26 protein-coding genes are annotated in these 24,344 nt (G+C 68.5%); 9 read left to right on the plus strand and 17 right to left on the minus strand.

Translation table 11 applies throughout. The annotated features are described in order from the left end of the window. Window positions 1–52: 52 nt before the first annotated feature. Window positions 53–280, plus strand: coding sequence for a hypothetical protein (locus ETO60_RS11170; RefSeq protein WP_165362083.1), 228 nt, complete (start codon window positions 53–55; stop codon window positions 278–280). A 15-nt stretch (window positions 281–295) separates the two neighbouring features. Here the strand turns inward: ETO60_RS11170 and ETO60_RS01795 are convergent, their stop codons facing one another. Next, window positions 296–592 carry a hypothetical protein gene (locus tag ETO60_RS01795; RefSeq protein WP_130002193.1) on the minus strand — a complete coding sequence of 99 codons (297 nt, stop codon included), beginning with the start codon at window positions 590–592 and terminating at the stop codon, window positions 296–298. A 103-nt stretch (window positions 593–695) separates the two neighbouring features. Beyond that, a complete protein-coding gene (locus tag ETO60_RS11475) occupies window positions 696–1,379 on the minus strand; it encodes a DUF1294 domain-containing protein (RefSeq protein ID WP_130002990.1) in 684 nt (227 codons plus the stop codon). A 264-nt stretch (window positions 1,380–1,643) separates the two neighbouring features. Here ETO60_RS11475 and ETO60_RS01805 point away from each other — a divergent pair, with 264 nt between their 5' ends. Next, window positions 1,644–2,345: a BglII/BstYI family type II restriction endonuclease gene (locus ETO60_RS01805; protein ID WP_130002195.1), complete on the plus strand. Its 702-nt coding sequence runs from the start codon at window positions 1,644–1,646 to the stop codon at window positions 2,343–2,345. Between the two features lie 9 nt (window positions 2,346–2,354). Here the strand turns inward: ETO60_RS01805 and ETO60_RS01810 are convergent, their stop codons facing one another. Beyond that, window positions 2,355–3,008, minus strand: a complete 654-nt coding sequence (locus ETO60_RS01810; protein ID WP_130002197.1) for an MT-A70 family methyltransferase — start codon at window positions 3,006–3,008, stop codon at window positions 2,355–2,357. 125 nt (window positions 3,009–3,133) lie between these two features. Continuing rightward, window positions 3,134–4,213: a ribonucleotide-diphosphate reductase subunit beta gene (locus tag ETO60_RS01815; RefSeq protein ID WP_130002199.1), complete on the minus strand. Its 1,080-nt coding sequence runs from the start codon at window positions 4,211–4,213 to the stop codon at window positions 3,134–3,136. 153 nt (window positions 4,214–4,366) lie between these two features. On the opposite strand from ETO60_RS01815, the gene ETO60_RS01820 reads away from it, so the two are divergent. Beyond that, entirely contained in the window at window positions 4,367–4,594 is a 228-nt protein-coding gene (locus ETO60_RS01820) for a hypothetical protein (RefSeq protein WP_130002201.1), read from the plus strand. On the opposite strand, the gene ETO60_RS01825 is transcribed toward ETO60_RS01820, so the two are convergent. Continuing rightward, window positions 4,588–5,640 carry an acyltransferase family protein gene (locus ETO60_RS01825; RefSeq protein WP_130002203.1) on the minus strand — a complete coding sequence of 351 codons (1,053 nt, stop codon included), beginning with the start codon at window positions 5,638–5,640 and terminating at the stop codon, window positions 4,588–4,590. The two genes, ETO60_RS01820 and ETO60_RS01825, sit on opposite strands and share 7 nt — an antisense overlap. A 146-nt stretch (window positions 5,641–5,786) precedes the next feature. On the opposite strand from ETO60_RS01825, the gene ETO60_RS01830 reads away from it, so the two are divergent. After that, entirely contained in the window at window positions 5,787–6,176 is a 390-nt protein-coding gene (locus ETO60_RS01830; RefSeq protein ID WP_130002205.1) for a hypothetical protein, read from the plus strand. A gap of 73 nt (window positions 6,177–6,249) precedes the next feature. On the opposite strand, the gene ETO60_RS01835 is transcribed toward ETO60_RS01830, so the two are convergent. From ETO60_RS01835 to ETO60_RS01860, 6 genes are all read right to left on the minus strand, one after another. After that, window positions 6,250–6,624 carry a DUF4440 domain-containing protein gene (locus tag ETO60_RS01835; protein WP_130002207.1) on the minus strand — a complete coding sequence of 125 codons (375 nt, stop codon included), beginning with the start codon at window positions 6,622–6,624 and terminating at the stop codon, window positions 6,250–6,252. A gap of 100 nt (window positions 6,625–6,724) precedes the next feature. Next, on the minus strand, window positions 6,725–8,680 hold the full coding sequence (locus tag ETO60_RS01840; RefSeq protein ID WP_130002209.1) for a ribonucleoside-diphosphate reductase subunit alpha: 1,956 nt from the start codon (window positions 8,678–8,680) through the stop codon (window positions 6,725–6,727). Window positions 8,681–9,029: 349 nt separating this feature from the next. Next, the gene (locus ETO60_RS01845; protein ID WP_130002210.1) at window positions 9,030–9,563 is read right to left on the minus strand and encodes a YciE/YciF ferroxidase family protein; all 534 of its coding nucleotides are present in this window, start codon (window positions 9,561–9,563) and stop codon (window positions 9,030–9,032) included. 149 nt (window positions 9,564–9,712) lie between these two features. After that, window positions 9,713–11,296, minus strand: a complete 1,584-nt coding sequence (nadB, locus tag ETO60_RS01850; RefSeq protein ID WP_130002212.1) for an L-aspartate oxidase — start codon at window positions 11,294–11,296, stop codon at window positions 9,713–9,715. Between the two features lie 67 nt (window positions 11,297–11,363). Next, complete coding sequence (locus ETO60_RS01855; RefSeq protein ID WP_130002214.1) at window positions 11,364–12,458, minus strand: calcium:proton antiporter; 1,095 nt, start codon at window positions 12,456–12,458, stop codon at window positions 11,364–11,366. After that, window positions 12,451–13,401: an ABC transporter ATP-binding protein gene (locus tag ETO60_RS01860; RefSeq protein WP_130002216.1), complete on the minus strand. Its 951-nt coding sequence runs from the start codon at window positions 13,399–13,401 to the stop codon at window positions 12,451–12,453. Before ETO60_RS01860 ends, ETO60_RS01855 begins: the two co-directional genes overlap by 8 nt. Window positions 13,402–13,511: 110 nt before the next feature. Between ETO60_RS01860 and ETO60_RS01865 the strand changes: the two genes are divergently transcribed. Both ETO60_RS01865 and ETO60_RS01870 read left to right on the plus strand, forming a co-directional pair. Next, window positions 13,512–13,775: a zinc-finger domain-containing protein gene (locus ETO60_RS01865; RefSeq protein ID WP_130002217.1), complete on the plus strand. Its 264-nt coding sequence runs from the start codon at window positions 13,512–13,514 to the stop codon at window positions 13,773–13,775. A gap of 75 nt (window positions 13,776–13,850) precedes the next feature. Then, on the plus strand, window positions 13,851–14,276 hold the full coding sequence (locus tag ETO60_RS01870) for a hypothetical protein (RefSeq protein WP_130002219.1): 426 nt from the start codon (window positions 13,851–13,853) through the stop codon (window positions 14,274–14,276). A 79-nt stretch (window positions 14,277–14,355) separates the two neighbouring features. On the opposite strand, the gene ETO60_RS01875 is transcribed toward ETO60_RS01870, so the two are convergent. Beyond that, entirely contained in the window at window positions 14,356–14,910 is a 555-nt protein-coding gene (locus tag ETO60_RS01875; protein WP_130002221.1) for an OmpA family protein, read from the minus strand. Between the two features lie 127 nt (window positions 14,911–15,037). Next, window positions 15,038–15,820 (minus strand): endonuclease III domain-containing protein, encoded by a 783-nt coding sequence (locus tag ETO60_RS01880; RefSeq protein WP_234026264.1) that lies wholly within the window; start codon window positions 15,818–15,820, stop codon window positions 15,038–15,040. On the opposite strand from ETO60_RS01880, the gene gloA reads away from it, so the two are divergent. Beyond that, window positions 15,819–16,307: a lactoylglutathione lyase gene (gloA, locus tag ETO60_RS01885; RefSeq protein ID WP_199798810.1), complete on the plus strand. Its 489-nt coding sequence runs from the start codon at window positions 15,819–15,821 to the stop codon at window positions 16,305–16,307. The genes ETO60_RS01880 and gloA overlap by 2 nt on opposite strands. A gap of 61 nt (window positions 16,308–16,368) precedes the next feature. Then, complete coding sequence (locus tag ETO60_RS01890) at window positions 16,369–17,070, plus strand: VIT1/CCC1 transporter family protein (protein WP_449314208.1); 702 nt, start codon at window positions 16,369–16,371, stop codon at window positions 17,068–17,070. Window positions 17,071–17,083: 13 nt separating this feature from the next. On the opposite strand, the gene ETO60_RS01895 is transcribed toward ETO60_RS01890, so the two are convergent. From ETO60_RS01895 to guaA, 4 genes are all read right to left on the minus strand, one after another. Further along, complete coding sequence (locus tag ETO60_RS01895; RefSeq protein WP_130002226.1) at window positions 17,084–17,587, minus strand: BLUF domain-containing protein; 504 nt, start codon at window positions 17,585–17,587, stop codon at window positions 17,084–17,086. Continuing rightward, window positions 17,584–19,614, minus strand: coding sequence for a putative bifunctional diguanylate cyclase/phosphodiesterase (locus ETO60_RS01900; RefSeq protein WP_130002227.1), 2,031 nt, complete (start codon window positions 19,612–19,614; stop codon window positions 17,584–17,586). Before ETO60_RS01900 ends, ETO60_RS01895 begins: the two co-directional genes overlap by 4 nt. Before the next feature lie 74 nt (window positions 19,615–19,688). Continuing rightward, complete coding sequence (locus ETO60_RS01905; RefSeq protein WP_130002228.1) at window positions 19,689–19,928, minus strand: hypothetical protein; 240 nt, start codon at window positions 19,926–19,928, stop codon at window positions 19,689–19,691. Window positions 19,929–20,046: 118 nt separating this feature from the next. After that, window positions 20,047–21,609: a glutamine-hydrolyzing GMP synthase gene (guaA, locus tag ETO60_RS01910; RefSeq protein WP_130002229.1), complete on the minus strand. Its 1,563-nt coding sequence runs from the start codon at window positions 21,607–21,609 to the stop codon at window positions 20,047–20,049. Between the two features lie 133 nt (window positions 21,610–21,742). On the opposite strand from guaA, the gene gyrB reads away from it, so the two are divergent. Then, on the plus strand, window positions 21,743–24,271 hold the full coding sequence (gene gyrB / locus ETO60_RS01915) for a DNA topoisomerase (ATP-hydrolyzing) subunit B (protein ID WP_130002230.1): 2,529 nt from the start codon (window positions 21,743–21,745) through the stop codon (window positions 24,269–24,271). Window positions 24,272–24,344 lie beyond the last annotated feature (73 nt).

A 24,344-nucleotide genomic window follows, 5' to 3' on the forward strand; every position in this document is an offset into this window, starting at 1 on the left:
CGCCGCGGTTGCGGGTGGCCGCGGCCGCGCCGATCGGCTAGGATGCCGCGCCATGGGCAAGATCATCAAGTTCGACCCCGCCCGGCGGCGCAAGCAGGCCCGCAGCTGGACCCGCCCCGAGGATTACATCGCCCTTCCGCCGCGCGAGCCGCCGGCGCGGCAGGCCGCGTTCCGCCCCGACGCGCCCGAGCGCACGACGCCCGTGCGCTGGCCGGCCCGGCTCGCGGTCGCCGGTCTGGTGCTCGCCGCCGTCGCCGCGTCGCTCTTCGGCGTGCAGTGACGCCGCTGCCGCGCTTCAGCGCGGTGCGGGCGTGGCCGTGGCGGTCGCGGTTGCGGCGGTCGCCTGCGGCGTGGGCGGAAGCGGGGTCGCGGCCAGCGCCGCCTCGGTCTCCGTCGTGACACGCACCGGCGCAGTCGGCACCTCGACCGGCACCGAGCCTTCCGGCTGATCCGCCACGATCAGCTGAGAGCCGTCGTTGGTGGTCGCGTCGACCCGCGTTTCGGTCGCCGTCGGCTCGTTGCTGCACGCGGTCAGCGCCGCCCCGACAACACCCGTCAGCATCAGCCGCGCTGCGGTCGTTCCCAGTCGCATCTCGTGTCTCCTTGCCTGCTCCGCCTGACGGTATCGCATGGCGCGGCGCCCGGTTCCAGCGCGCAGGCGCGGCCGGACGCGCAGCCCGACCGCATCCGACGGTTCAGCGGCGCAGCGGCTCGCAGGCGATCCCGTCGCCGTCGCCGTCCATGTCGGGATGGTAGTCGGGATCCCCGGCATAGACCGGGGCGCGCCCCGCCGCGCGCAAGGCCGAGCAGCCGACCGCCCGGCCGCCAACGGGCGCGGCCTGCGCGAAGGAGCGGACGGGAGCAGCCGCGTGCCGGGACTGCCACGCGCCCGACGACAGCCCCAGCCCGCTTGGCGTGTCGTCGATCGGGCCGGAGCGGTCGTCCGGCGCCTCGATGCTCGCCATCGGGCCGCGCGCGGCCCCGCCGGCAGGCCCGGACGACGGCAGCGGGACGGGGCCGTCCGCCCAGGCCGCGGACGCCGCCGCCGGCACTGCGCCGGGCAACGTCCCCGTCGCGGCGAGAAACGCCGCCACCAGCGCGCCCGCCACCTGAAACATGGCCACGCCGCCAAGCGCGCGGACGAACGGCGCCTTGCGCGTCTTGTGCCGGAAGGCGTAGCGCCCGGCATAGGCGCCGGGCGTTCCGCCGAGCAGCGCGAGGGTGAGCAGCGTGCTTTCGCTGATCCGCCACGCCCCCGCCTCGGCCCGCGCCTTGTCGATGCCGAAGGCGGCGAAGGCGGCGAAATTGAGCGCGATGAGCCAGTAGGTCGCCAGCTCGAGCGGCTGGAACGGCAGGGCGGCGAGAAGATCCGGCGGCATGGCGCGAACGATGACGCGTCCCCGTTAACATCGCGTTTTCACCCGCCCCGGCCGAGACATGGACCGCCTGTGACACGGTCCTGGGTTGAAATGCCGGAGGGGAGCGTGGGTCGCAGGTTCCACGGTCGGCGACAGGTGCTGGCGGTCTTCATCAGGCATGTCCTAGCGCGTCAGGCGCGGTGTAGGACAGTTAAGAGCTTTTCAGGATCACTTAGCTGAAGGATGAGACTTGGCCCACGCGCCCGCATGCAGCATAGACCTGATATGTTCCTCACATCGACTTACGATCTTCCTCATGTTTTACCGCCTGCCGCCCGGCAGCATTGGGACTTTATGGAATCGAACTCCGCTGCCGCAGTCATGCAAGCCGTGTGTCCCAACGAATGGGCGGATATTGTGGAGGTATTATCGACCTACCGTCTTGACCCTAACTCATGGCTGAAGGCCGGGGGCAACCGAGGCGACATTGCGGAGGAAATCGATGGTGAGTTTGGCAAGCGCGGCTGGGTGGAAGCGAGGCTTGATCTAGAGACCAAGGGCATCCTCTACCGCAAGAGCGGCGACAGGATTGGCGAATTGCCCGCTGTGAAGCAGGAGGGCTATCTCGTCGACAACTTCAAAAATCGCGTTGTCCTTGACGTAGAATGGAACGCCAAAGATGGAAACTTAGACCGGGATCTTGCCTCCTACAGATCATGGTTTGAGGCAGGCGTTATATCGTCTGCTGTAATCATAACGAAGGACAGGCTGAAGCTTCTGTCCTTGGCGCGAAAGCTATGGGCGCAGCATCAAGCAACGCTGCCCGAAGAGAAACGTAACGCGAAGCTACCCATTGATCTGACCACCTCGACCGTCACTGCATTCGATAAAGCACAGATGCGAGTAAAGCGTGGAGTGATGGGGACTTGCCCTGTGTTGATCGTCGCTGCGACTGACGCGACGTGGAACGGCAAACCTTTTTTGTAATGATATGATCTACTCGGCCGCCACCCCAGCTGCGCTGTTATAGCTGTACGTGTTCCAGTCAGGCTTGTAGCTATCGTCTGCCTGATTGCCCCAAACTGTCCAGCCGGCACGGGTGCCGCGGCTGAACAGCTCAATGCGCGGGCCCCAGCTACAAGACTCGATGATGGCATATTGCTCGTCAGGCTTTCGTGAGTGCTCGCGCTTCCGGGTCTGCATCATGTTGACTTGGCTGCGACCGGGTTGAAGCGTACGGGCGCTCTTGCCATGAACACCGAACAGCAAGAGTTCGGTGACGTTGCGGAAGTAGAACCCAACACCTCGCCCATCCGAGCCGCCATCCTTACGGACCTTATGCCAGACGATGTTGGACACATAGCGAAAGCCCCAAGCTTCCATCACCCGTAAGCCCTCGGGCAGCAGCGCATTGGGTACCCAGAGGTATAAGTGCGCAGGATCGGCAGCGATTTCTGCCACTGGCAGCGCGCAGATCTCGGGCAACTCCATCGTTCCGTAGCGGTTCAGGCGCTTATGCTCCGGCGCGACCTTGCCGGTGCGGTTCTGGAACTGCCATGGGGGATCGGCAAGGATTGTCCCGAACCGCTGCCCTCTTGCGGTGCTCAGCAGATCGAGACGCGCATCAATAATGAATTGCGATGAGAACATAACAGGATCTCACCGCAGTTTCAGCGGCGCGTCAAGTGCTCTCGTCGAATTGCCGCAATCGCTGTGGATCCCCTCAAATTCGGGAGTGACGGAATTCCGATCAAGATGGAAAGCTGACAGGGAGATCACTCCGCCGCCACCCCCAGCACTCTGCCCGCGCCCGCATCCCCGAACAGCCCCGGCCCCTCGTGCTCGGCGGCCTCGTCGTTGGCGCCTTCGCCGCGCTTGGCGGCCTGGCGCTTGTCGAAGCTCGACCACACGTCGTTCCAGTTGCCGCGCGTCGCCGCCTTGGAATATTCGGTCGCGCGGGTTTCGAAGAAGTTGGCGTGCTCCACCCCGTTGAGCAGCGGGGTGAGCCAGGGCAACGGGTGCTCATCCACCATGTAGATCGCCGGCAGGCCGAGCTGCCCCAGCCGCCAGTCGGCGATGTAGCGGATATACTTCTTGATCTCCTTGGCGGTCATGCCGGGGACCGGACCCTGCTCGAAGGCGAGGTCGATGAAGGCGTCCTCGAGCCGGACGGTCTTCTGGCACATGTCCATGATGTCCTCCTTGACGCTGCGGGTGAGGCACCCGCGCTCGGCGCAGAAGGCGTGGAACAGGCGCGTGATCCCCTCGCAGTGCAGGCTCTCGTCGCGGACCGACCAGCTGACGATCTGCCCCATCCCCTTCATCTTGTTGAAGCGCGGGAAGTTCATCAGCATGGCGAAGGACGCGAACAGCTGCAGCCCTTCGGTAAAGCCGCCGAACATGGCCAGCGTGCGGGCGATGTCCTCGTCATTGTCGACGCCGAATTCCTGCAGGTAATCGTGCTTGGCCTTCATCTCCTCGTATTCGAGGAACATGCCGTATTCGCTTTCCGGCATGCCGATCGTGTCGAGCAGGTGCGAATAGGCGGCGATGTGGACCGTCTCCATGTTGGAGAACGCGGCCAGCATCATCTTGATCTCGGTCGGCTTGAACACCCGGCCGTATTTCTCGTGATAGCAGTCCTGCACCTCGACATCGGCCTGGGTGAAGAAGCGGAAGATCTGCGTCAGCAGGTTGCGTTCGTGATCGGTCAGCTTCTGCGCCCAGTCGCGGCAATCCTCGCCCAGCGGCACTTCCTCGGGCATCCAGTGGATCTGCTGCTGCCGTTTCCAGAACTCGTAGGCCCAGGGGTATTCGAAGGGCTTGTAGGTCTTGCGGGCTTCGAGAAGGGACACGGGCCTGGCTCCTGACGGACGTGCGGGGTGGAACCGTCCAATATAGGAGCGCGCCGGATTCGGCCAATGGAGCCGTGCCCGCGCGGCTGGGGATAACCTTCCGCGGAACGGGGTGCGGGACGCGCCGTTGACCCGGGGCAAAGGAGAACCGCGATGGGCGAATACGCACCCGACGACAGCCGCAATGTGACGCTGGGCACCCCGAACAACCCGATCGAACCGGAGCGCACCGGCCCGCGCGAGGACGCGGCGCGCGAGGCGGTGGCCGAGGGCGAAGCGGAAAAGGGCGATCGCTGGGCAGAGGCGAACCCGTCGTCGGGCGACGGCGCTCCTGCCAGCGGCAACGCCGCCGAGGTGGCCAGCCGGCCCCGCGATCAGTAGGCGCGCAGGGGCACGGCGCCGCGCGGGCGGGTGATCTGCCGCGCCCAGTCGGTGAACCGCTGCTCGAAATGGAAGGTGGACAGGTGCGCCGCCGCCCATGTGGCCAGGGCGAGCAGCGGCCGCTTGAGGTATTTCTCCAGCGTGTCGCCGCTCCCCAGCCAGGTCGCGCCGAGCATCAGGTGGAACACGTAGAGCGCGTAGCTGATCTGCGCGATGTAGGCGGCCGGTGCCGAGGTCAGGACCGGCCCGAGCCAGCGCGGGACGCGCAGCAGGGTGACGCCGACGAGCAGCGCCACGGCATAGGGCCGCGCATAGGCGAGAGGCGTCTCGATGAACCAGACGCACAGCACCGCCGCCACCACCGCGGCCCAGAACGGCACCGCCGCCAGCGCCCGGCGGGCCGCATCGCCCAGCAGGCCGTAACAGACGAGCGCCAGCACGGCCCCCGCAAGGATCTCGTCCACCCGGTGCCAGGTGACGATGCTGATCGTTTCCCCGGCGGCGATCCGCGCGCCGGTGACCGCGGCCGCAAGCAGCGGCAGGACGAACAGGCTGCGCCGCCCGCCGACTGCGACGAGCAGGGCGATGCCGCCATAGAAGTGCATTTCGACCGCGAGACTCCACAGGTGCTCGCCGCCGGGAAACAGCCGCGCCGGCGGCAGATTGCCGAAGAACAGCAGATTGGCGACGAGATGCTGCGGCGTGGCGGCAGGGCTGTCCTGCACCCAGGCGGCCATGAACAGGATCGCGACCGCCAACCAGGCGAGCGGCACGATCCGCAGGACGCGCCGGATCAGGAAGGCGCGCGGCTCGGGCCGCTTGATCATGAACCCGGTGATGAGGAAGCCCGACAAGGTGAAGAACAGGGCCATGCCGCCCGCCCCTGCGGCCGCGTTGGCGCCTTGAAGAAAGGGGTCGAGCGGCAGCCAGTGGGCGGCGATGACCAGCAGGATCGACAGCGCGCGCCAGCCGTCCAGCACCGCCAGCCGCTCGCCCCCGCCGCCGATGGCGGGGGCCGTAGCGGGAACGGAAACAGGTGCGATCATTGCGGTTTGTTAACGTAACCCGGCGGGGGTGGGAAGAGCCTGACACACACTGTGCTGCGCCGGCACAGGTTGCGCCGCGCTGAACCCCACACGCCACCGCGGAACTCCTGCCCGCATCGACCGCTTGGCCAGCGAAGGAGAGCCGCATGACCCGTTCCGATCCCGACACACGCACCACACCCGCCACGCAGAAGCAGCATGCGGGCGGGCAGTCACAAACCCTGGGCACGATGACGCAGAGCCAGGGCTTCACATCGCCTGAGGCGGGCACTGCCCGCGGCGAGGCGGCCACCGGACCTTCGGGCCACGACATTCCGCAGGAGCAGGCGGGCTATGGCAGCTCGCACGGGACCCAAGCTGCGTCAGGCGGCGGCGATGCGCAGGCACCCGAGGACAAGACCGCGTCGGCTTGGCTTGAGGACGACGCTGACGACGCCGAAGCGGCGCTGGGCGGCAAGGCGGTGCCGGGCGAGATCTCCAGCCGCCCGGACGAGCAGGCCCGCGCCGACGCAAACCCGCAGCTTTACGAAGGCTGATCCGGCCGGGCGCGGCGGCCGGCTGCCGTGGCGAGACCGGCCGCCGCGCCCCGAATGCAACCGCCGCCGGGCGTCAGCCGTCCTCGGGTTCGGCGATCTGCACACCCAGCGGGGTCTGCTGGTGCTGGACGACGTCCCAGACCTCGTGCTCGAGCCGGCGCAGCGTGCTGGTGCACAGCGCATGATAGGACCGCTCGCCCTTCTTCGCCCTGACGCGATAGGCAATGACGATCAGCCCCTCCTGTGGGCGTTCCACGCGGCGGTCGAGAAACTCGGCCTCGTCCCAGCGCGGCGTCGCCTTGACCGCCTCGCGAGCCTGCGCCCCGTCGAGCAGCCACGGATCGTGGGGCAGAGCCATCACGACCGCGTCAGACACCTTGCGGTCATAGGCCTCGGCCGGTCCCGTCCACAGCTCCTGCTCGAACTCCCAGATGCGGCTATCATCCATGCGCGTGCTCTCCTGCTTGAGCAGGCTCAACGCGCGAACAAGTCTTTGGGTTCAGGCCCGACGCCCTGCCCGGCCAGGCGGCGGGGGAGGCCACCACCCCTTACTGGCAGGCCAAGCACTCCTCGTAATCCGTCTGCCCACCTTCCGCCGCCAGCTCGTAGCGCGGCGCTTCCGGGGTGTTGTCCGCCTCCACCCCGCCAGCGAAGCCGGCCCGCTGCACCGACTTCGAGCGCAGGTAGTACAGCGACTTGATGCCCTTCTCCCACGCTTGGAAATGGAGCATCATCAGGTCCCACTTGTCGACATCGGCGGGGATGAACAGGTTCAGCGACTGCGCCTGGTCGATATAGGGCGTGCGGTCGGCGGCGAATTCGAGCAGCCAGCGCTGGTCGATTTCGAACGAGGTCTTGAACACCGCCTTTTCCTCGGTTGTCAGGAAGTCGAGGTGCTGCACGCTGCCGCCCCGCTCGAGGATCGAATTCCAGACGTTGGTCGAGTCCTTCGACTTCTCCCGCAGGAGCCGCTCGAGATACGGGTTCTTGACGATGAAGCTGCCCGACAGCGTCTTGTGTGTGTAGATGTTCGCCGGAATCGGTTCGATGCAGGCCGAGGTGCCGCCGCAGATGATCGAGATGGACGCGGTCGGCGCGATCGCCATCTTGCAGGAAAACCGCTCCATCGCGCCCATGTCGGCCGCGTCGGGGCACGGGCCCCGCTCCTGCGCGAGCAGCAGCGAGGCCTCTTCGGCCTTGGCGGCGATGTGGCGGAACATCTTGAGGTTCCACACCTTCGCCATGGGCGATTCGAAGCCGATGTTCTTCGACTGCAGGAAGGAGTGGAAGCCCATCACCCCCAGCCCGACGCTGCGCTCGCGGCTGGCCGAATACTTGGCCCGCGCCATCTCGTCGGGCGCGCGGTCGATGTAGTCCTGCAGCACATTGTCGAGGAAGCGCATCACGTCCTCGATGAACCGCTTGTCGCCCTCCCACGCATCCCAGGTCTCGAGGTTGAGCGACGACAGGCAGCACACCGCCGTCCGGTCGTTGCCGAGGTGATCGCGGCCCGTCGGCAGGGTGATTTCCGAGCACAGGTTCGAGGTCGACACCTTGAGGCCCAGATCGCGGTGATGCTTGGGCATCATCCGGTTCACCGTGTCGGAGAACACGATGTAGGGCTCGCCCGTGGCGAGGCGGGTCTCCACCAGCTTCTGGAACAGCGAGCGCGCGTCCACCGTCTTGCGCACGCTGCCGTCCTTGGGCGAGACGAGGTCGAACTCCGTTCCCGACCGCACGGCTTCCATGAAAGCGTCGGTCAGCAGCACGCCGTGGTGGAGGTTCAGCGCCTTGCGGTTGAAGTCGCCCGACGGCTTGCGGATCTCGAGGAACTCCTCGATCTCGGGATGCGAGATGTCGAGATAGCAGGCCGCCGACCCGCGCCGCAGGCTCCCCTGGCTGATCGCGAGCGTCAGCGAGTCCATGACCCGGATGAAGGGGATGATGCCGCTCGTCTTGCCGTTGAGGCCGACCGGCTCGCCGATGCCGCGCACCTCGCCCCAATAGGTGCCGATGCCCCCGCCCCGGCTGGCGAGCCAGACGTTCTCGTTCCAGGTGCCGACAATCCCCTCGAGGCTGTCCGACACCGAATTGAGGTAGCACGAGATCGGCAGGCCCCTGTTCGTGCCCGCGTTCGACAGGACGGGCGTCGCCGGCATGAACCACAGCCGCGAAATGTACTCGTAGAGCCGCTGCGCATGCGCGGCGTCGTCGGCGTAGGCGTCGGCCACCCGGGCGAACAGGTCCTGAAACGATTCGCCGGGAAGGAGATAGCGGTCGGTCAGCGTCTCCTTGCCGAAGTCCGTCAGCAACGCATCGCGGGCCGGATCGGTGCGCACGTCGAAGCGGCGCGGATTGACCGCCTTGCTGTCATCGCCTTCGGCCGGAGCGGTCGGCATGGCCGCGGCCGGTGCCGCCGCCTCGTGGCTTTGTGCGGAAGCGGAACCGGCGCTGTGCCCGCTGTCGTGGCTGGCGGTGGCGGGATCGTCGCTTCTGAAGTCCATGTCGGCATTCCTGCTCGCTGCGGTTGGGTTTTCGCCTTTCCGGCGCCGGTCGTCGTCCGGCCGCAGGCAGCGCCCCCGGTCGGTCCGCCACAATGGTGAAATGGTCCCCGCTGCGCAAGCGCCAGCCTCTGTTGCGGTCCCTGTCCGAGCAGGGCCGCCGGCGGTCTGTCCGCCCCGGCGACTCGCCGCTTTTCAGCGCCTTTCGCGAGGGCGCGCCGCTATGCGAGAAATCCGTGGATAGTGGTAAAAAGTGCGTGAGCGCCCGGCCTTGGTCGGTGGCGCGCATCGCGGGCCGCCGACGCGGCGCCGACCGCCGCGGCGCGCAGCGCACCGCGGCGGCGGCTTGGACTCAGGCGTCTTCGTCTTCGTCCTCGTCCTCGCTCTCCGCCTCCTTGGCGCGCAGGTTGACGCTGCGCTCGGCGAGGTCGGTCATGTTCTGGTCGGCGTCGTAGATCTGCGCCACAATCTCGTCGAGCTTCTGCGCATGATCGTCCATGCCCAGCGCCTCGGCGAAGGCCTTGGCCGATCCCAGCCCGGCCAGCCCGTAATGGCACATCCGCTGGTACTGGGTGATGATCACGACGTCGCGCACGTCGCTGTCCTCGATGTCGGCATCGATCGCGTGCTTGTGCGCTTCCTTGACGAGACCTTCCATGCCCTTGCAGTGCTCGGGCTCGTCCTCGCCGAGTTCCTCGAGCAGCGACTTGATCGTCTCCGTGTGCTTCTCGATGCCCTCGCTCGCCTTTTCGAGCCGCTTGCGCAGGGTGTCGTCGCCGGCCACCTTCGCCATTTCCTTCACCGCCTTGCGCATCTGGTCGTTGGCGGACCAGTTGTCGGCGAGCTCGTCGATGTAGATGTCTTCCAGGTTCTCGGGAGTGGACATTCTGGATTCCTCACCTTCTCAGCCAGGCCGCGCACCACCGCGCGTCCTGCGGGAAGAGAACGCAGCGGGGGCAGCATTGTGTCCGTGCGCCAAGACATTGTTTTTCCGGCGCGCGCCGGGCCGGGCGCGACGTGCGGTTATCCGCCGGATCAGGGCACCAGCACCGTGTCGCGCGGCTCGGCGTCGGTCAGCGGCCAGTCGCGGACGAAATGCAGGCCGCGGCTTTCGCGCCGCCGCAGCGCCGAACGCACGATCAGGTCGGCGCACTGGTGCAGGTTGCGCAGCTCGATGAGATCGGTCGTAACCCGGAAGCTGCCGTAATAGTCCTCGATCTCCTGCCCGAGCAGGCGGATCCGGTTCGCCGCACGCTCCAGCCGCTTGGTCGTGCGCACGATGCCGACATAGTTCCACATGAACCGGCGGATCTCCGTCCAGTTCTGCTTGATTACGACCTCCTCGTCCGAGTCGGTGACCCGGCTCTCGTCCCAGGGGCGGATGGGCGGCGGCGCGGGCAGCGTGCCCCAGTGCGCGGCGATGTCGCGGGCGGCGGCTTCCCCAAACACGAAGCATTCCAGCAGGCTGTTGGAGGCGAGGCGATTGGCCCCGTGCAGCCCGCTCTCGGTGCACTCGCCCGCGGCCCACAGCCCCGGCAGGTCGGTGCGCGCATCGCGATCGACCACCACCCCGCCGCAGGTGTAGTGCTGCGCGGGGACGACGGGGATCGGCTGGCGCGTGATGTCGATCCCGAGGCCGAGCAGGCGGTCGTGGATCGTGGGGAAATGCGCGCGGATGAAGGCCGCCGGACGGTGGCTGATGTCCAGATGGACGAAGTCCAGCCCGAACCGCTTGATCTGGTCGTCGATGGCCCGCGCCACCACGTCGCGCGGCGCCAGTTCCAGCCGCTCGGGATCGTAGTCGGCCATGAACCGGTGGCCCGTCACCGGGTGGAGCAGGCGGCCGCCCTCGCCGCGCACCGCTTCGGTGATGAGGAAGTTCTTGACCTCCAGATGGTACAGGCAGGTCGGGTGGAACTGCATCATCTCCATGTTCGAGACCCGGCAGCCCGCCCGCCAGCCCATGGCGATGCCGTCACCCGTGGCGCCCCGCGGCGCGGTCGAAAACTGGTACACCCGCCCTGCCCCGCCGGTGGCGAGCACGGTGGCGGGGGCGACGTGGGCCTCCACCCGGCCGCTCTCCGCGGCCAGCGCATAGACGCCCCACACCCGCCCCTCGCCCGAGAACCGCTGCGCATGGCGGCCGGTGATGAGGTCGATGCAGGTCTGCCCCTGCGCGAGGGTGATGTTCGGCTGCGCCCGCGCGGCGCGCAGCAGCGCGTCCTGGATGGCCCAGCCGGTCGCATCGTTCACATGGACGATCCGGCGGTGGGAGTGGCCGCCCTCGCGCGTCAGGTGCAGGTTCGCCCCTTCGGCGTTGAACGGCACGCCAAGGTCCCGCAGGCGGGCGATGGACCGGGGCGCCTGCTCGACCACCCATTCCACGATCTCGCGATCGTTCAGACCGGCGCCCGCGACCATCGTGTCGCGCACGTGGTTTTCGAACGTGTCGCCCGCGTCCAGCACCGCCGCCACGCCGCCCTGCGCCCAGGCCGTGGACCCGCTGTCCAGCGCGCCCTTGGCCAGCACCAGCACGCGCCGGGTCTCGGCCAGGGCCAGAGCCGCGGTGAGGCCGGCCGCGCCCGAGCCGATGACGATCACGTCGTGTGCCGCTTGCATGGCTGCGCCATGGCGCCGGCGGGAGCAGGTGGCAAGCCGCGCCGGCCGGCCGGCGGAGTCGACGCGGTCAGGGAACGATGGTGGTGAACAGGTAGACGGCGAAGATCACGAGGTGCACCATGCCGTGCAGCACCGTCGTGCGCCCGGTGCTCAGACTGACCGCGGTGACGAACAGCGACAGCGCGAGCAGGGTCATCGCCTTGCTGCTCACGCCCAGCGCCAGCGGGAGGTCGAACACCAGCGACACCATGGCGACGGTCGGGATCGTCAGGCCGATCGTCGCCAGTGCCGAGCCGAAGGCGAGATTGACGCTCGTCTGCAGGCGGTTGCGGCGGGCGGCGCGGACCGCCGATGTCCCTTCGGGCGCCAGCACCACACCGGCGATGAGCACCGCGACCAGCGCCAGCGGCAGCCCTGCCCCCACCACCGCCCGTTCGATGGGCGAGGCCAGCGCCTGCGCTAGCAGGATCACCGCCGTCAGCGCGGCGATGAGCGCGACGAACGCCGCCACCGCGAGCCGGCCGGACGGAGGCGGCGCCGACTTCACCGTGATGTCTTCCTCGGCGGGAAGGAAATAGGTGCGGTGCCGCAGCGTCTGCACCATGACGAAGGTGATGTAGAGCACGAAGGTGACGACGGACACGAACACCAGCTGCGACGGAGCGTAGGAGGCGCCCGGCTCGCTGACGGTGTAGTTGGGCAGGATCAGCACCAGCACGGCCAGCGCCGCCAGGGTCGAGAGGCCCGCGCTGACCCCCTCGCGGGTGAACCGCTGCTCCCGGTGACGCAGGCCGCCGACAAAGAAGCACGCGCCGAGCATACCGGTCAGGATGATCATGATCGCCGCCACCACCGTGTCGCGGGCGAGCGTGGACGCATCCGCCACGTTGGAGAGCATCAGCGACACGATCAGCGAGCTTTCGATCACCGTCACCGCCAGCGCCAGCACCAGCGTGCCGAACGGCTCGCCGATCCGCAGCGCGATGACCTCGGCATGGTGGACCGCGGCGATGACCGACCCGATCAGCACGGCCGCGAGCACCGCCACGCTCGCCGAGCCCGACTGCGCCAGCCCGGCCAGCGAGGCGGCGATGCCGACGATGGGGGTCAGCAGGCTCCAGGACGGCAGCCGGACCTGCGGCTTCTTGCTGCCGTCAGGCATCGCGCGGCGCGCTGTCCTGCGTCAGCTGGACGAACACGTCCTCGAGGTCGGCTTCGCGGGTGGTCACGTCCTCGATGCCGTAGCCGGCCTGCTGAATGATGGCGAGCACCTGCCCGGCGGTCGCGACGTCGCGGTCGTAGGTGACCTCCAGCATGCGTGGCTGCGGCGTCTCGACACGGCGGAACGCGTCGTGGGGCGGCAGCGTCGACACCTCGCGGTCGAGCGACACGCGGACGATCTTTTCCCGCGCCATCTCCACCAGCTCGCGGGTCGGCTTGCTGGTGATGAGTTCGCCGTGGTTGATGATGGCGATGTGATCGCACAACGCTTCGGCTTCTTCGAGGTAGTGGGTGGTGAGGACCACCGTCACCCCGTCGCGGTTGAGCGCCGTGACCAGCTCCCACAGCTGCCGGCGCAGGTCCACGTCCACCCCGGCGGTTGGCTCGTCAAGCACGAGAATGGGCGGGGAATGGACCATCGCCTTGGCGATGAGCAGCCGGCGCTTCATCCCGCCCGACAGGGTGCGGGCGTAGGCGTCCCGCTTGTCGGCGAGCCGCACCGCCTCGAGCAGCGCGGCGCTGCGCCGGTCGCGGGCCGGGATCCCGTAGAACCCGGCCTGGTTCTCCAGCACCTCGTAGGGCGTGAAGAACGGGTCGAAGACGATCTCCTGCGGCACGATCCCGATCGAGCGCTTGGCGTTGCGCGGGTGCTCGTCGATGTCGAAGCCCCAGATGCTCGCCCGGCCGCCGGTCTTGACCACCAGCCCGGCAAGGATGTTGATGAGGGTCGATTTGCCCGCTCCGTTTGGGCCGAGCAGCCCGAAGATCTGCCCCTGGGGTACGTCGAAACTTACACCCTTGAGCGCGTGCTTGCCTGGTTCGCCGCGCACGCCGGCATAGCGTTTTTCAAGGGCCTCGATGCGAATGGCAGGAGTTGTGGTCATGCGCAGCCTCTAGGCCCAAACCGCAGGCGGGGGAAAGAGGCGGGGAGGCGGTCGACCCGCCACGTCCCGGTTGCGCGCGAACGCGCACCGCTTTATCTGCCCGCCAGCCCATGACCATGCCCGCGCCGCCCGAGATCATCCGAACGCCCACGCGCTATGTCAGCTGCGACGGTGCGTCCGCCATCCGCGGCGGGCCGACCTTCGCCGCATCGGCGCTGGGGCACCCCAAGGTCTACCTGACCATCGACGAGCACGGCTATGTCGACTGCGGCTATTGCGACCGGCGGTTCGTGCTGGAAGGCGGTCCGGCGGACGGCGCGGACCACAGCCGGCTGCCCGACATCGCGGAAGGAGCCGATCCGGGCCACCGCTGACGCGGGCGGTGTCCGGCCACGCTTGGTTCAGGCGGCGCAGTGCATATATCCGGGCACGTCCATAGGAGCGTCGCCATGCCGAACATCCGCGCCATCCTGTTGTCCGCCGCAGCCGCAGCCGGTCTCGTTGCGCCTGCCTTCGCCGGAGAGCGTGCGCCGACCCGCGCCGAGCGCGGGCAGGAGCAGCTCGCCCGCCTGCTGGAGGGACGCGTCGCCGGGGAACCGCAGCGATGCGTCCGCACCTTCCCGAACCGCAACCTGCAGATCATCGAGGGCACCGCCATCGTCATCCGCGACGGCAACACCGTGTGGGTCAACACCACGCGCGATCCCGCCGCGCTGAACGACAACGACGCCCTGCTGATCCGCAACTTCGGCACGGTGGGACAGCTGTGCCGGCTTGATCCGGTGACCACCTTCGACCGGATCACCGGCTTCTACACCGGCAACATCTTCCTGACGGATTTCGTGCCGTACCGCCGCGAGCAGCCGACGCCCTGACCGGAACGTCGCGCTGACGGGGTGAAGGCTGACGGGCCGGCCAGGTGCGCCCTGGCCAGCCCGCCCCCTCGCCGCAAGCTCAGTTCTGCTGGTCGCCGAACTCGATCCGCACTCGGCGGTTCTGCGCTTCACGCACATTGTCGCCGGTGTCCACCCGTGGGGACGACTGTCCGTGCGCCTCGAGCTGGATCTCGCCGGCCGGGACGCCGCGGCTCACCAGATGGTCGCGCACCGCCGCGGCCCGCCGTTCGGACAGCTGCTGGTTGTACGGGCGGGTGCCGACGGTGTCGGTGAACCCGGCGACGGTCAGCCCCGCGCCCGGGGTCTGCCGGTAGGCTTCGGCGATCCGGTCGAGCTGCTGGCGGGCATCGGCGGTGAGTTCCGCCTGGTCGAAGGCGAAGAACACCCGCGTCGTGTCCTGGTTGCCCGCCATTGTCCCGGCCGCGGTGCCCTGACCGGCCATGCCCTGCTGTCCGGCCGTGGTGTTCGCCATCGGGCCGGTGTCGAGGTTCGCGCCGTCCTGATAGGCCCCATCCATCGTCGCCGTTTCGGTGGTCTGCTGCCGGCCGTCATTGCCGCACGCGGCGAGCAGCGCCGCTGCACCCGCCATGGTGATCATTCCCGCAATCTTCATCGTAATCTCCAATCGCCCCCAATGGACTTCTGCGTTGCGGGCGCGCCGCGCGCCCGCTTCTGTCGATGAGCTTCTGAATACAAGCTTGTGCTTGGATCAGCCCATGTATTCAGGCCAACGCGCCACCTCACGATTGGTTCAGACCGGCCGAGGATTGCGCCGGCGGCGATGCAGGAGCGGCATGGAACACGGCCGCGCTGAGGCACAGATCCGCAACCGGGCAGGCCACGCAGCGGGGTCGTCGCGCCGTGCACAGGCGCTTGCCGTGCTGGATGAGCCAGAAATGGCCGTCGGCCTGCGCCCAGGCGGGCACCCGTTCCTCGAGCTGGCGGGCGGTTCCTTCGGCCGTCGAGGCTGCGGCCAGCCCGATCCGGTTCGCGACCCGGTGGACGTGCGTGTCGACGGCGATGACCGGCTGGCCGAAGGCGAACGACAGCACGATGTCCGCACATTTTCTGCCGATGCCCGGCAGCGCCATCAACGCCTCGCGGCTGTCCGGCACAACTCCGCCATGCTGCTCCAGCAGGGCGGCGCAGAAGGCCCGGACGTGGCGCGCTTTCGTGTTGTAGAGGCCGCACGGACGGATGGCCTGCGCAATCTGCGCCTCGGAAAGGCGCAGCATGGCCGCGGGCGTCCGGGCCAGCGCGAACAGATTGCGCGTCGCGGCGCCCGTGTTGCGGTCGAGCGATTGCGCGCTCAGCATGCAGGAGACGGCGGAGCGGAACGCATCGGGCTGCTCCTTCGGCCCCTTTGCGCCCCGCACGCGGCCGGGATGGTGCGCGGCCAGGCGCCGCATGACCTCTTCCACCTTGTCGGGAAGCAGCAGCGCAGGCAGATTCCGTCGCACGGTGCCGGAACGCACGCCCATGGCCTCCCGTTGCACGACCAGGGGAAGGAGACGCAGCGCCATGTCCGCCAATCCGCACGGCTACACGTTCAACCACACGATGATCCGGGTGAAGGATCCCCGCGCAAGCCTCGCCTTTTACCGCGACCTTCTGGGCATGACCCTGCTGCGGCAGATCGACGTCGAGGAGGGCGCGTTCTCCCTCTACTTCCTTGCCTTCATGGATGAAGGCGACAAACTCCCCGAGGACGAGGCGGATCTGCGCGAGTACGTGTTCAGCCGCCCGGGTGTGCTGGAGCTGACCCACAACTGGGGCACCGAGGATGAGGACGGGCCTGTCTACCACTCGGGCAATGGCGAGCCGCGCGGCTACGGCCACATCGGCCTTGCCGTGCCGGACGTGGAGGCCGCCTGCCGCCGGTTCGCGGATGCGGGCGTGCGCTTCATCAAGCGACCCGAGGAAGGCCGCATGAAGCACATCGCCTTCATCGCCGATCCGGACGGCTACTGGATCGAGATCCTCAGCGCACGCGCGATGGCCGGGCGGTGAGCCGGACTTGGCCTTCCCCGCCTGCCTGCCGCCACGGCGGGCGGACCTGTCGCGGCCTGCGGTGATGCGGCTCGTCCACCGCGAGCGTCACGCGGTGCAGCGGATCGGCTGGCTTCGCGCGGCCGTGCTTGGCGCCAATGACGGGCTGGTGTCCACCGCCAGCCTCATCGTGGGCGTGGCGGCGGCCGGCGTCGGACGGGGCGAGATCCTGATCGCCGGGCTTGCCGGCCTCGTCGCCGGAGCCATGTCGATGGCGGCGGGCGAGTATGTCTCGGTGAGCTCGCAGGCCGACGCCGAAAAGGCCGACCTCGAACGCGAGCGCGGCGAACTGGCCGCCATGCCGGAGGCGGAGCTGGAGGAACTGGCCGGCATCTATGCCGCGCGCGGGCTGGATCACGACCTTGCCATGCAGGTGGCGCAGCAGCTGACGGCGCGGGACGCGCTCGGCGCCCATGCCCGCGACGAACTCGGCATCACCGACGTGGCGAGCGCCCGGCCCGTGCAGGCGGCATTCGTGTCGGCCGCCACCTTCTCGGCCGGAGCCGCGCTGCCGGTGCTGGTGGCGGCCGCGGTGCCGGCGGCCGTCGTGCTGCCGGCGGTCGCGCTGAGCGCGCTGGTGGGCTTGGGCGCGCTCGGCGGGCTCGGCGCTGCGGCAGGCGGCGCTGCGCCCCTGAAGGCGATCCTGCGGGTCGTCTTCTGGAGCGCGGCGGCAATGGCGGTGACGGCGGGCGTGGGGCGGGTGTTCGGAGTCGCCGTGACCTGATCCGCGGATCGGCTCAGGCCGGCGATGCCGTAGCCGCGACCGGCGCGGGCGCGCACCCGCCCGTCTGGCGCAGGGCCGGAAGACCCGCGGCGAACAGCTCCTTCATCTGCCGGACCGCCGCCGCCGCGTTCACCCCGACGAGGCAGCGCACATCCTGCGCGTCGCTGCGCAGCGATTGCGGCAGGTCGCCGCCCGCGTCGAGGCAGGCCATGCCCCATTCGCCGAACAGCCGCGCATCGGTGTCGACGAGGTCGACAAGCTGCAGGTCGCGGTGGCGCAGGTCGGCGCAGATCCGCTCGAACGTGGTCTCCACCATCGCCACCGGCCCCTCGAGGATCTGGACGAACACGCCGTCGACGAGCAGGAGGCTGCCGGTGATCGCGACCTTGCTGTTGGCGGCTGCCGATGACCGGGCGAGGGCGTGCAGGTCAAGAGGGGGCGCACCCGCGGCCGGAGGTGCCATCCGGCTCGTGTAGAGCAGGCGGCACAGGCGGGCGCGGACAGGATGATCGCTCATGCGGCCGCTCCGACCGCCTGCCGGGCCATGGCGGCGAGGGCGCTGGAGGACACCGGACGGCTGATCAGGAACCCTTGCGAGTTGTGGCACCCCTGCCCCGCCATGAAGGCGAGCTGCTCGTCCGTCTCGATGCCCTCGGCGGTGATCTTGAGATCGAGGGTGACGCCCAGTTGCACGATGGCGCGCACGATCGAGGCGCTGCTGGCGTCGTCCGGCAGGCGGCGGACGAAGGAACGATCGATCTTGATCCGGCTGATGGGGTAGCGGTGCAGGTAGCTCAGCGACGAGTAGCCGGTGCCGAAGTCGTCGAGCGAGATGCGCACGCCGAGCTCCCGCAGGCGGGTGAGCGTCGCCATGACGACATCGTCATCCTCGAGCAGGGCGGTTTCGGTGATCTCCAGTTCGAGCCGGGACGGCGCAAGGCCCGCCTCCTCGAGCGCCTGTGTCACGAGGCTCGGCAGGCGCGGATCGAACAGCTGCACGGGAGAAATGTTGACCGACAGGTTGACGTGCGACGGCCACCCGGCCGCGTCGCGGCATGCCTGCTTCAGGACGCCTGCGCCGATGCGGGTGACGAGGCCCAGATCTTCCGCAATCGGGATGAATTCGGCTGGCGACACCTCGCCGCGCTGCGCGCAGGTCCAGCGCAGCAGGGCCTCGGCGCCGGTGACAGAGCCGGTGCGCGTGTCGGTGATGGGCTGGTAGACCACATCGAACTCCTCGCGCATGCAAGCCCGGCGCAGATCCGCCTCGATCATGCGGCGCCTGTTCAGCGCCTCGCTCATCGCCGGCTCGAACACGCAGAACCGGCCCTTGCCCTCGCTCTTCGCCGTGTAGAGCGCCACGTCGGCCTTCTGCACGAGGGCGGACGGGTCCGATCCGTGCAGGGGCGCAAGGCAGACGCCGACGCTCGCGCCGATGTCCGCGATGTGACCGTCGACAAGGAAGGGGCGCGCCATGATCTCGACGATGCGGTCGGCAAGCGCCCGAGCGGCAGCGGCATCGGCGACGTTGGGAGCGATCACGGCGAACTCGTCACCGCCGAGGCGCGCGATCAGATCCCCGTCGCGAATCGCCTTCCTGAGCCTCTGGGCAACGCGCCGCAGCACCTTGTCGCCGACCGGATGGCCAAGCGTGTCATTGACCGCCTTGAACCGATCAAGGTCGATCAGCAGCAGCGCGAAGGGACGGGCGAATGCACGCATCCGGCGGCACTCCTGCTCGAGCGCCTCGGTGAAGGCCCGCCGGTTGGCGACAGCCGTGAGCTCGTCGTGCATGGCGATGTGGTGCAGCCTGGCCTGCGAATGGCTGACCGCCTTGCGCTCGACCACGTAGGTGGACAGGCCCACGCCGACGATGAGCAGCGCCACCAGCGCGATGGCCGCAGCCATGGCGGCGAAGGCGTCGCGGTCGACAAGCGCGCTCACGCCGGGAATGGGCTGCACCGTGAAGGCGGCCATGCCGGTGAAGTGCAGGACGAGGATCGCCGCCGCGAGCAGCAGGGCGGCCTGCCGCGTCGCACCCCGCCCGCCCGTGAGGCGGCCGAGCGCCGCCACGCACAAGGCGACACAGAGGATGATCGACGCCGCCACATGGCCGGGCAGCCAGGTGACGACCCCTTCCACCCGGTAGGCGAACATGCCGACGTAATGCATCGCCGCAATGGCGAGGCCGATGATGCTGCCCCCGCCCACGACCGCGACCGCCGGCCGGCGGGAGGTGGCCAGCAGCAGGCCCGCGCCGATCCCCGCGACCGCGATCAGCGCCGAGAAGATCGTCAGCGGACCATCGAACGTCACCGGCACGTTGGCGCGGTGACCGAGCATCGCGACGAAGTGGGTGGCCCAGGTCGCCGCGCCGGCGGTCAGGGCCGCAAGAAGACACCAGTAAAGGCGGGTCGCCCGCGGCGCGGTGACGCAGCGGTGAAACAGACGGGACGCGACGCACGCACCGGCAAGGCACATGGCGGCAGCAAGGACGACCAGCCAAACGACATGGTCCTGCGTCACGCAGGAAAGGACTCGCATCGCCCGGCTCCTTCACGCGGGGCAGGCAGCCCCGCAGAATGTGCGTCGATGCCAAAACATGCGTGAAAACAGTGTTAAATCGCGCCCGTGGATGTTGCGGATGGCGGCTGGGGCGACGTGAAGAAGCGGCGGTAATGCGCGTCCCGCTCCACCTTGGCCATCCCTTGTGTCTCCTCCACGAAGCGGTTGCGCTCCCTGCGGGTGGCGAAGACCCAGATGCAGATGCTGTCGGCGGAATGGTAGATCGCCTTCCGCTCGTCATCGACGGCGCAGAGTTCGGGCGGGATGGCGGCGGAGATGCAGAAGGCGGTCATGGCTCAGCCCCTGCGCCGGATGCGTCCTGCTTCAGGAGCCGTGAAGGCCGCGCGAACCCGCCGCTCGCGGCAGTGGTGCAGAAGGCACCGCGCAGAACACGATGCGGGAGACCTGAATTCATTCCCACTCGATCGTCCCTGGCGGCTTGCTGGTGTAGTCGTACACCACCCGGTTGATGCCGCGCACCTCGTTGACGATGCGCGTTGCGACATTCGCCAGGAATTCGCCGGGGAAGTGGTACACGTCGGCGGTCATCCCGTCGGTGCTGGTCACGGCGCGCAGGCCGCACACGCTGTCATAGGTGCGCCCGTCGCCCATCACGCCCACGGTCTTGACCGGCAGCAGCACGGCGAAGGCCTGCCAGATGGCATCATACAGCCCGTGGCGGCGGATTTCCTCGAGATAGATGGCGTCGGCCCGGCGAAGGATGTCGCAGCGTTCCTTCGTCACCTCGCCAGGGATGCGGATGGCAAGGCCCGGGCCGGGAAACGGGTGGCGCTTCACGAAGGCGTCCGGCAGCCCCAGCTCGCGGCCGAGATCGCGCACCTCGTCCTTGAACAGTTCGCGCAGGGGCTCGACGAGCTTCATGTTCATGCGTTCGGGCAGGCCGCCGACATTGTGGTGGCTCTTGATGGTGACCGACGGCCCGCCGGTGTGGCTGACGCTCTCGATCACGTCGGGATAGAGCGTGCCTTGTGCCAGGAACTCCGCCCCGCCGATCTTTCTGGCCTCTTCCTCGAACACGTCGATGAAGGTCTTGCCGATGAACTTGCGCTTGGCTTCCGGGTCGGTCACGCCGGCGAGGCCGGTGAGGAACCGCTCTTCCGCGTTCACATGGACCAGCGGGATGTTGTAGTGACCCCGGAACAGCTCCACGACCTGCTCCGCCTCGCCGCTGCGCAGCAGCCCGTGGTCGACGAACACGCAGGTCAGCTGGTCCCCGATCGCCTCGTGGATCAGGACGGCGGCCACCGCGCTGTCGACGCCGCCCGACAGGCCGCAGATGACGCGGCCCGAACCAACCTGTGCGCGGATCTCGGCGATCTTGGTTTCGCGGAACTCGGCCATGGTCCAGTCACCAGCAAGGCCGCAGACATGGCGGGCGAAATTGGCGATCAGGCGGCCGCCATCGGGCGTGTGGACGACCTCTGGATGGAACTGCACCCCGAAGAAGCGGCGTTCCGCGTTGCAGATGACGGCGTGCGGCGCCCCTTCGCTCGACGCGACGGCGCGAAATCCCGGCGGCAGCGCGATCACCTTGTCGCCGTGGCTCATCCACACCTGATGGCGGGTGCCCGCCTCCCACAGCCCGTCGAACAAGGGGCAATCCGCGTCGATGTCGAGGAACGCGCGGCCGAACTCGCCCGTGGCGCCGCTCTGCACCGCGCCGCCGAGCTGCTGCGCCATGGCCTGCTGCCCGTAGCAGATGCCAAGGACCGGCACCCCCGCCTCGAAGAATGCCGCCGGGGCGGACGGCGCATCGTCTTCTGTCACCGATCTGGGGCCGCCGCTGAGGATGATGCCCTTGGGGCCGAGCCGCTCGAACGCCTCGGCCGCCCGCGTGTACGGCGCGATCTCCGAATACACCCCCGCCTCGCGCACGCGGCGGGCGATGAGCTGGGTCACCTGGCTGCCGAAATCGACGATGAGGATGGAGTCGGGGGTGTGTTCGGGCGTCATGGCACGGCGCTTTGACGGGTGCGCGCGCGGCTGTCCAGCGCGGCGCGGCGCGGCGGCCACGGGCCGGGGAAAACCGCCCGCCCGCCGGTCCGAATGAGTTGGGAAGCGGCGCGGTTGCGCCTATATGCCCCCAATGGCAAGCACCCCCGAGAACGCGCCGCGCAACGGCGCCTACGACGCCGACAGCATCAAGGTTCTGAAGGGTCTCGACGCCGTCCGCAAACGGCCGGGCATGTATATTGGCGACACGGACGACGGGTCGGGCCTGCACCACATGGTGTTCGAAGTGTCGGACAACGCCATCGACGAGGCGCTGGCGGGGCACTGCGATCTCGTGCTCGTCGAGCTGAACCCGGACGGCTCCGTCTCGGTCGAGGACAACGGCCGGGGCATTCCCGTCGACATGCACCAGGGCGAAGGCGTGTCGGCGGCCGAGGTCATCATGACCCAGCTTCACGCCGGCGGCAAGTTCGAGAACACCAGCGACGACAACGCCTACAAGGTGTCGGGCGGTCTCCACGGCGTCGGCGTGTCGGTGGTGAACGCCCTGTCCGAATGGCTGGAGCTGACCATCTGGCGCGACGGCAGGGAACACTGGATGCGCTTCGAGCACGGCGATGCCGTGGCGCCGCTCAAGGTGGTGGGCGACGCGCCGCCGGTGGCCTCCAACGGCGACGAGCGCGGCCTCAAGAAAGGCACGCGCGTCACCTTCAAGGCGTCCGAACAGACGTTCAAGAACGTCACCGAGTTCGACTTCGACAAGCTCGAGCACCGGTATCGGGAGCTGGCGTTCCTCAATTCGGGCGTGCGCATCGTCCTGCGGGACCGGCGCCACGAGGAGGTGCTGGAGCATGATTTGTTCTATGAAGGAGGCATCGCCGCCTTCGTCCGCTATCTCGACCGCAACAAGCAGCCGCTGATCCCCGAGCCGATCTCCGTCTCGGCGCAGCGGGACGGGATCGGGATCGACGTGGCGCTGGAATGGAACGACAGCTACTACGAGAACGTTCTCGCCTTCACCAACAACATCCCCCAGCGCGACGGCGGCACGCATCTGGCCGCCTTCCGCGCCGCGCTGACGCGCACGCTGAACGGCTATGCCGCCTCCTCGGGTCTCCTGAAGAAGGAAAAGGTCGCTCTATCGGGCGAGGATATGCGCGAGGGGCTGACGGCGATTGTCAGCGTCAAGCTCCCCGATCCCAAGTTCTCGAGCCAGACCAAGGACAAGCTCGTCTCCTCCGAGGTACGGCAGCCGCTCGAGGCGCTGATGAGCGAGAAGATGAGCGAGTGGCTGGAAGAGAACCCCGCCCATGCAAAGGCCATTGTCCAGAAGGTGATCGACGCCGCCGCCGCCCGCGAAGCCGCGCGCCGCGCGCGCGAGATGAGCCGCAAGGGCGCGATGAGCATTGCCTCCCTGCCCGGCAAGCTGGCCGACTGCCAGGAGCGCGACCCCGCGAAGTCCGAGCTGTTCCTGGTCGAAGGCGACAGCGCGGGCGGCTCGGCCAAGCAGGGCCGTGACCGCAAGACGCAGGCCATCCTGCCGCTGAAGGGCAAGATCCTGAACGTCGAGCGCGCCCGCTTCGACCGGATCATCTCCTCCAAGGAGGTCGGCACGCTCATCCAGGCGATGGGCACGGGCCTGCGCGACGAATTCAACCTCGACAAACTGCGCTATCACAAGATCGTCATCATGACCGACGCCGATGTCGACGGGGCGCACATCCGCACGCTGCTGCTCACCTTCTTCCACCGGCAGATGCCCGAAATCGTCGAGGCCGGGCACCTGTTCATCGCCCAGCCGCCGCTGTTCAAGGTGAGCAAGGGGCGCAGCGAAGTCTATCTCAAGGATCAGGCGGCGCTCGACCGCTATCTCGTCGACGCGGGGCTGGAGGACCGGATGCTCGAGGGCCCGGCGGGCCAGCGCGCCGCCGGCGAGCTGCGCGCGATGGTCGAGCAGGCGCTCCTGATCCGCAACATGCTGGGCTTCGTGCCGCGCCGGTATGACCCGGCCGTGGTCGAGGCGCTGGCGCTCGAAGGGGCGCTGGATCCGGACGCGGCCGACGACCGTCAGGCGGCCGTGTCGCGCGCCGCGCAGCGGTTGCAGATGGGCGATCCCGAGGCCCAGTGGACGGGCACCGTCGGCGAAAGCGAGCTGCGGTTCGACCGGCTGTGGCGCGGCGTCACCGACGTGCACACGGTCGACCTGCGGTTCTTCGACAGCGCCGAGGCACGCAAGCTGCACAGGCTCGCGCAGGACCAGGCGTCCCTGTATGCCGCGCCAGCCCGGCTGAGCCGCGGGGCCGCGGCTGCGGCACAGAGCGCCTCGGAGGCTCCGGCCGAGGACGTGGCGGAGGCGGACGGCGCTGCGGAAAACGCCGCACCCGAGGCGACGATCACCCGTCCCACGCAGCTCCTCGACGCCGTCATGGCGGCGGGGCGCAAGGGGCTTGCGGTGCAGCGCTACAAGGGTCTGGGCGAGATGAACGCCGAGCAGCTGTGGGAGACGACGCTCGATCCCGACAACCGCGCCCTGCTTCAGGTCAAGGTCGAGGATGCGGACGTCACCGACGAGATCTTCACCCGCCTGATGGGCGATGTCGTCGAGCCGCGGCGCGAGTTCATCCAGGACAATGCGCTGAATGTCGTCAATCTCGACACCTGAGCAGACCACAATGCGGGAACAATGCTGCTGCTCGCCGGTCATCGTGCGGGCGGGGCCGGTGGCGGCCTGAGCG

The organism is Qipengyuania thermophila (genome assembly GCF_004153605.1).
In the GTDB taxonomy this organism is placed as follows: Bacteria; Pseudomonadota; Alphaproteobacteria; order Sphingomonadales; family Sphingomonadaceae; genus Qipengyuania_B; species Qipengyuania_B thermophila.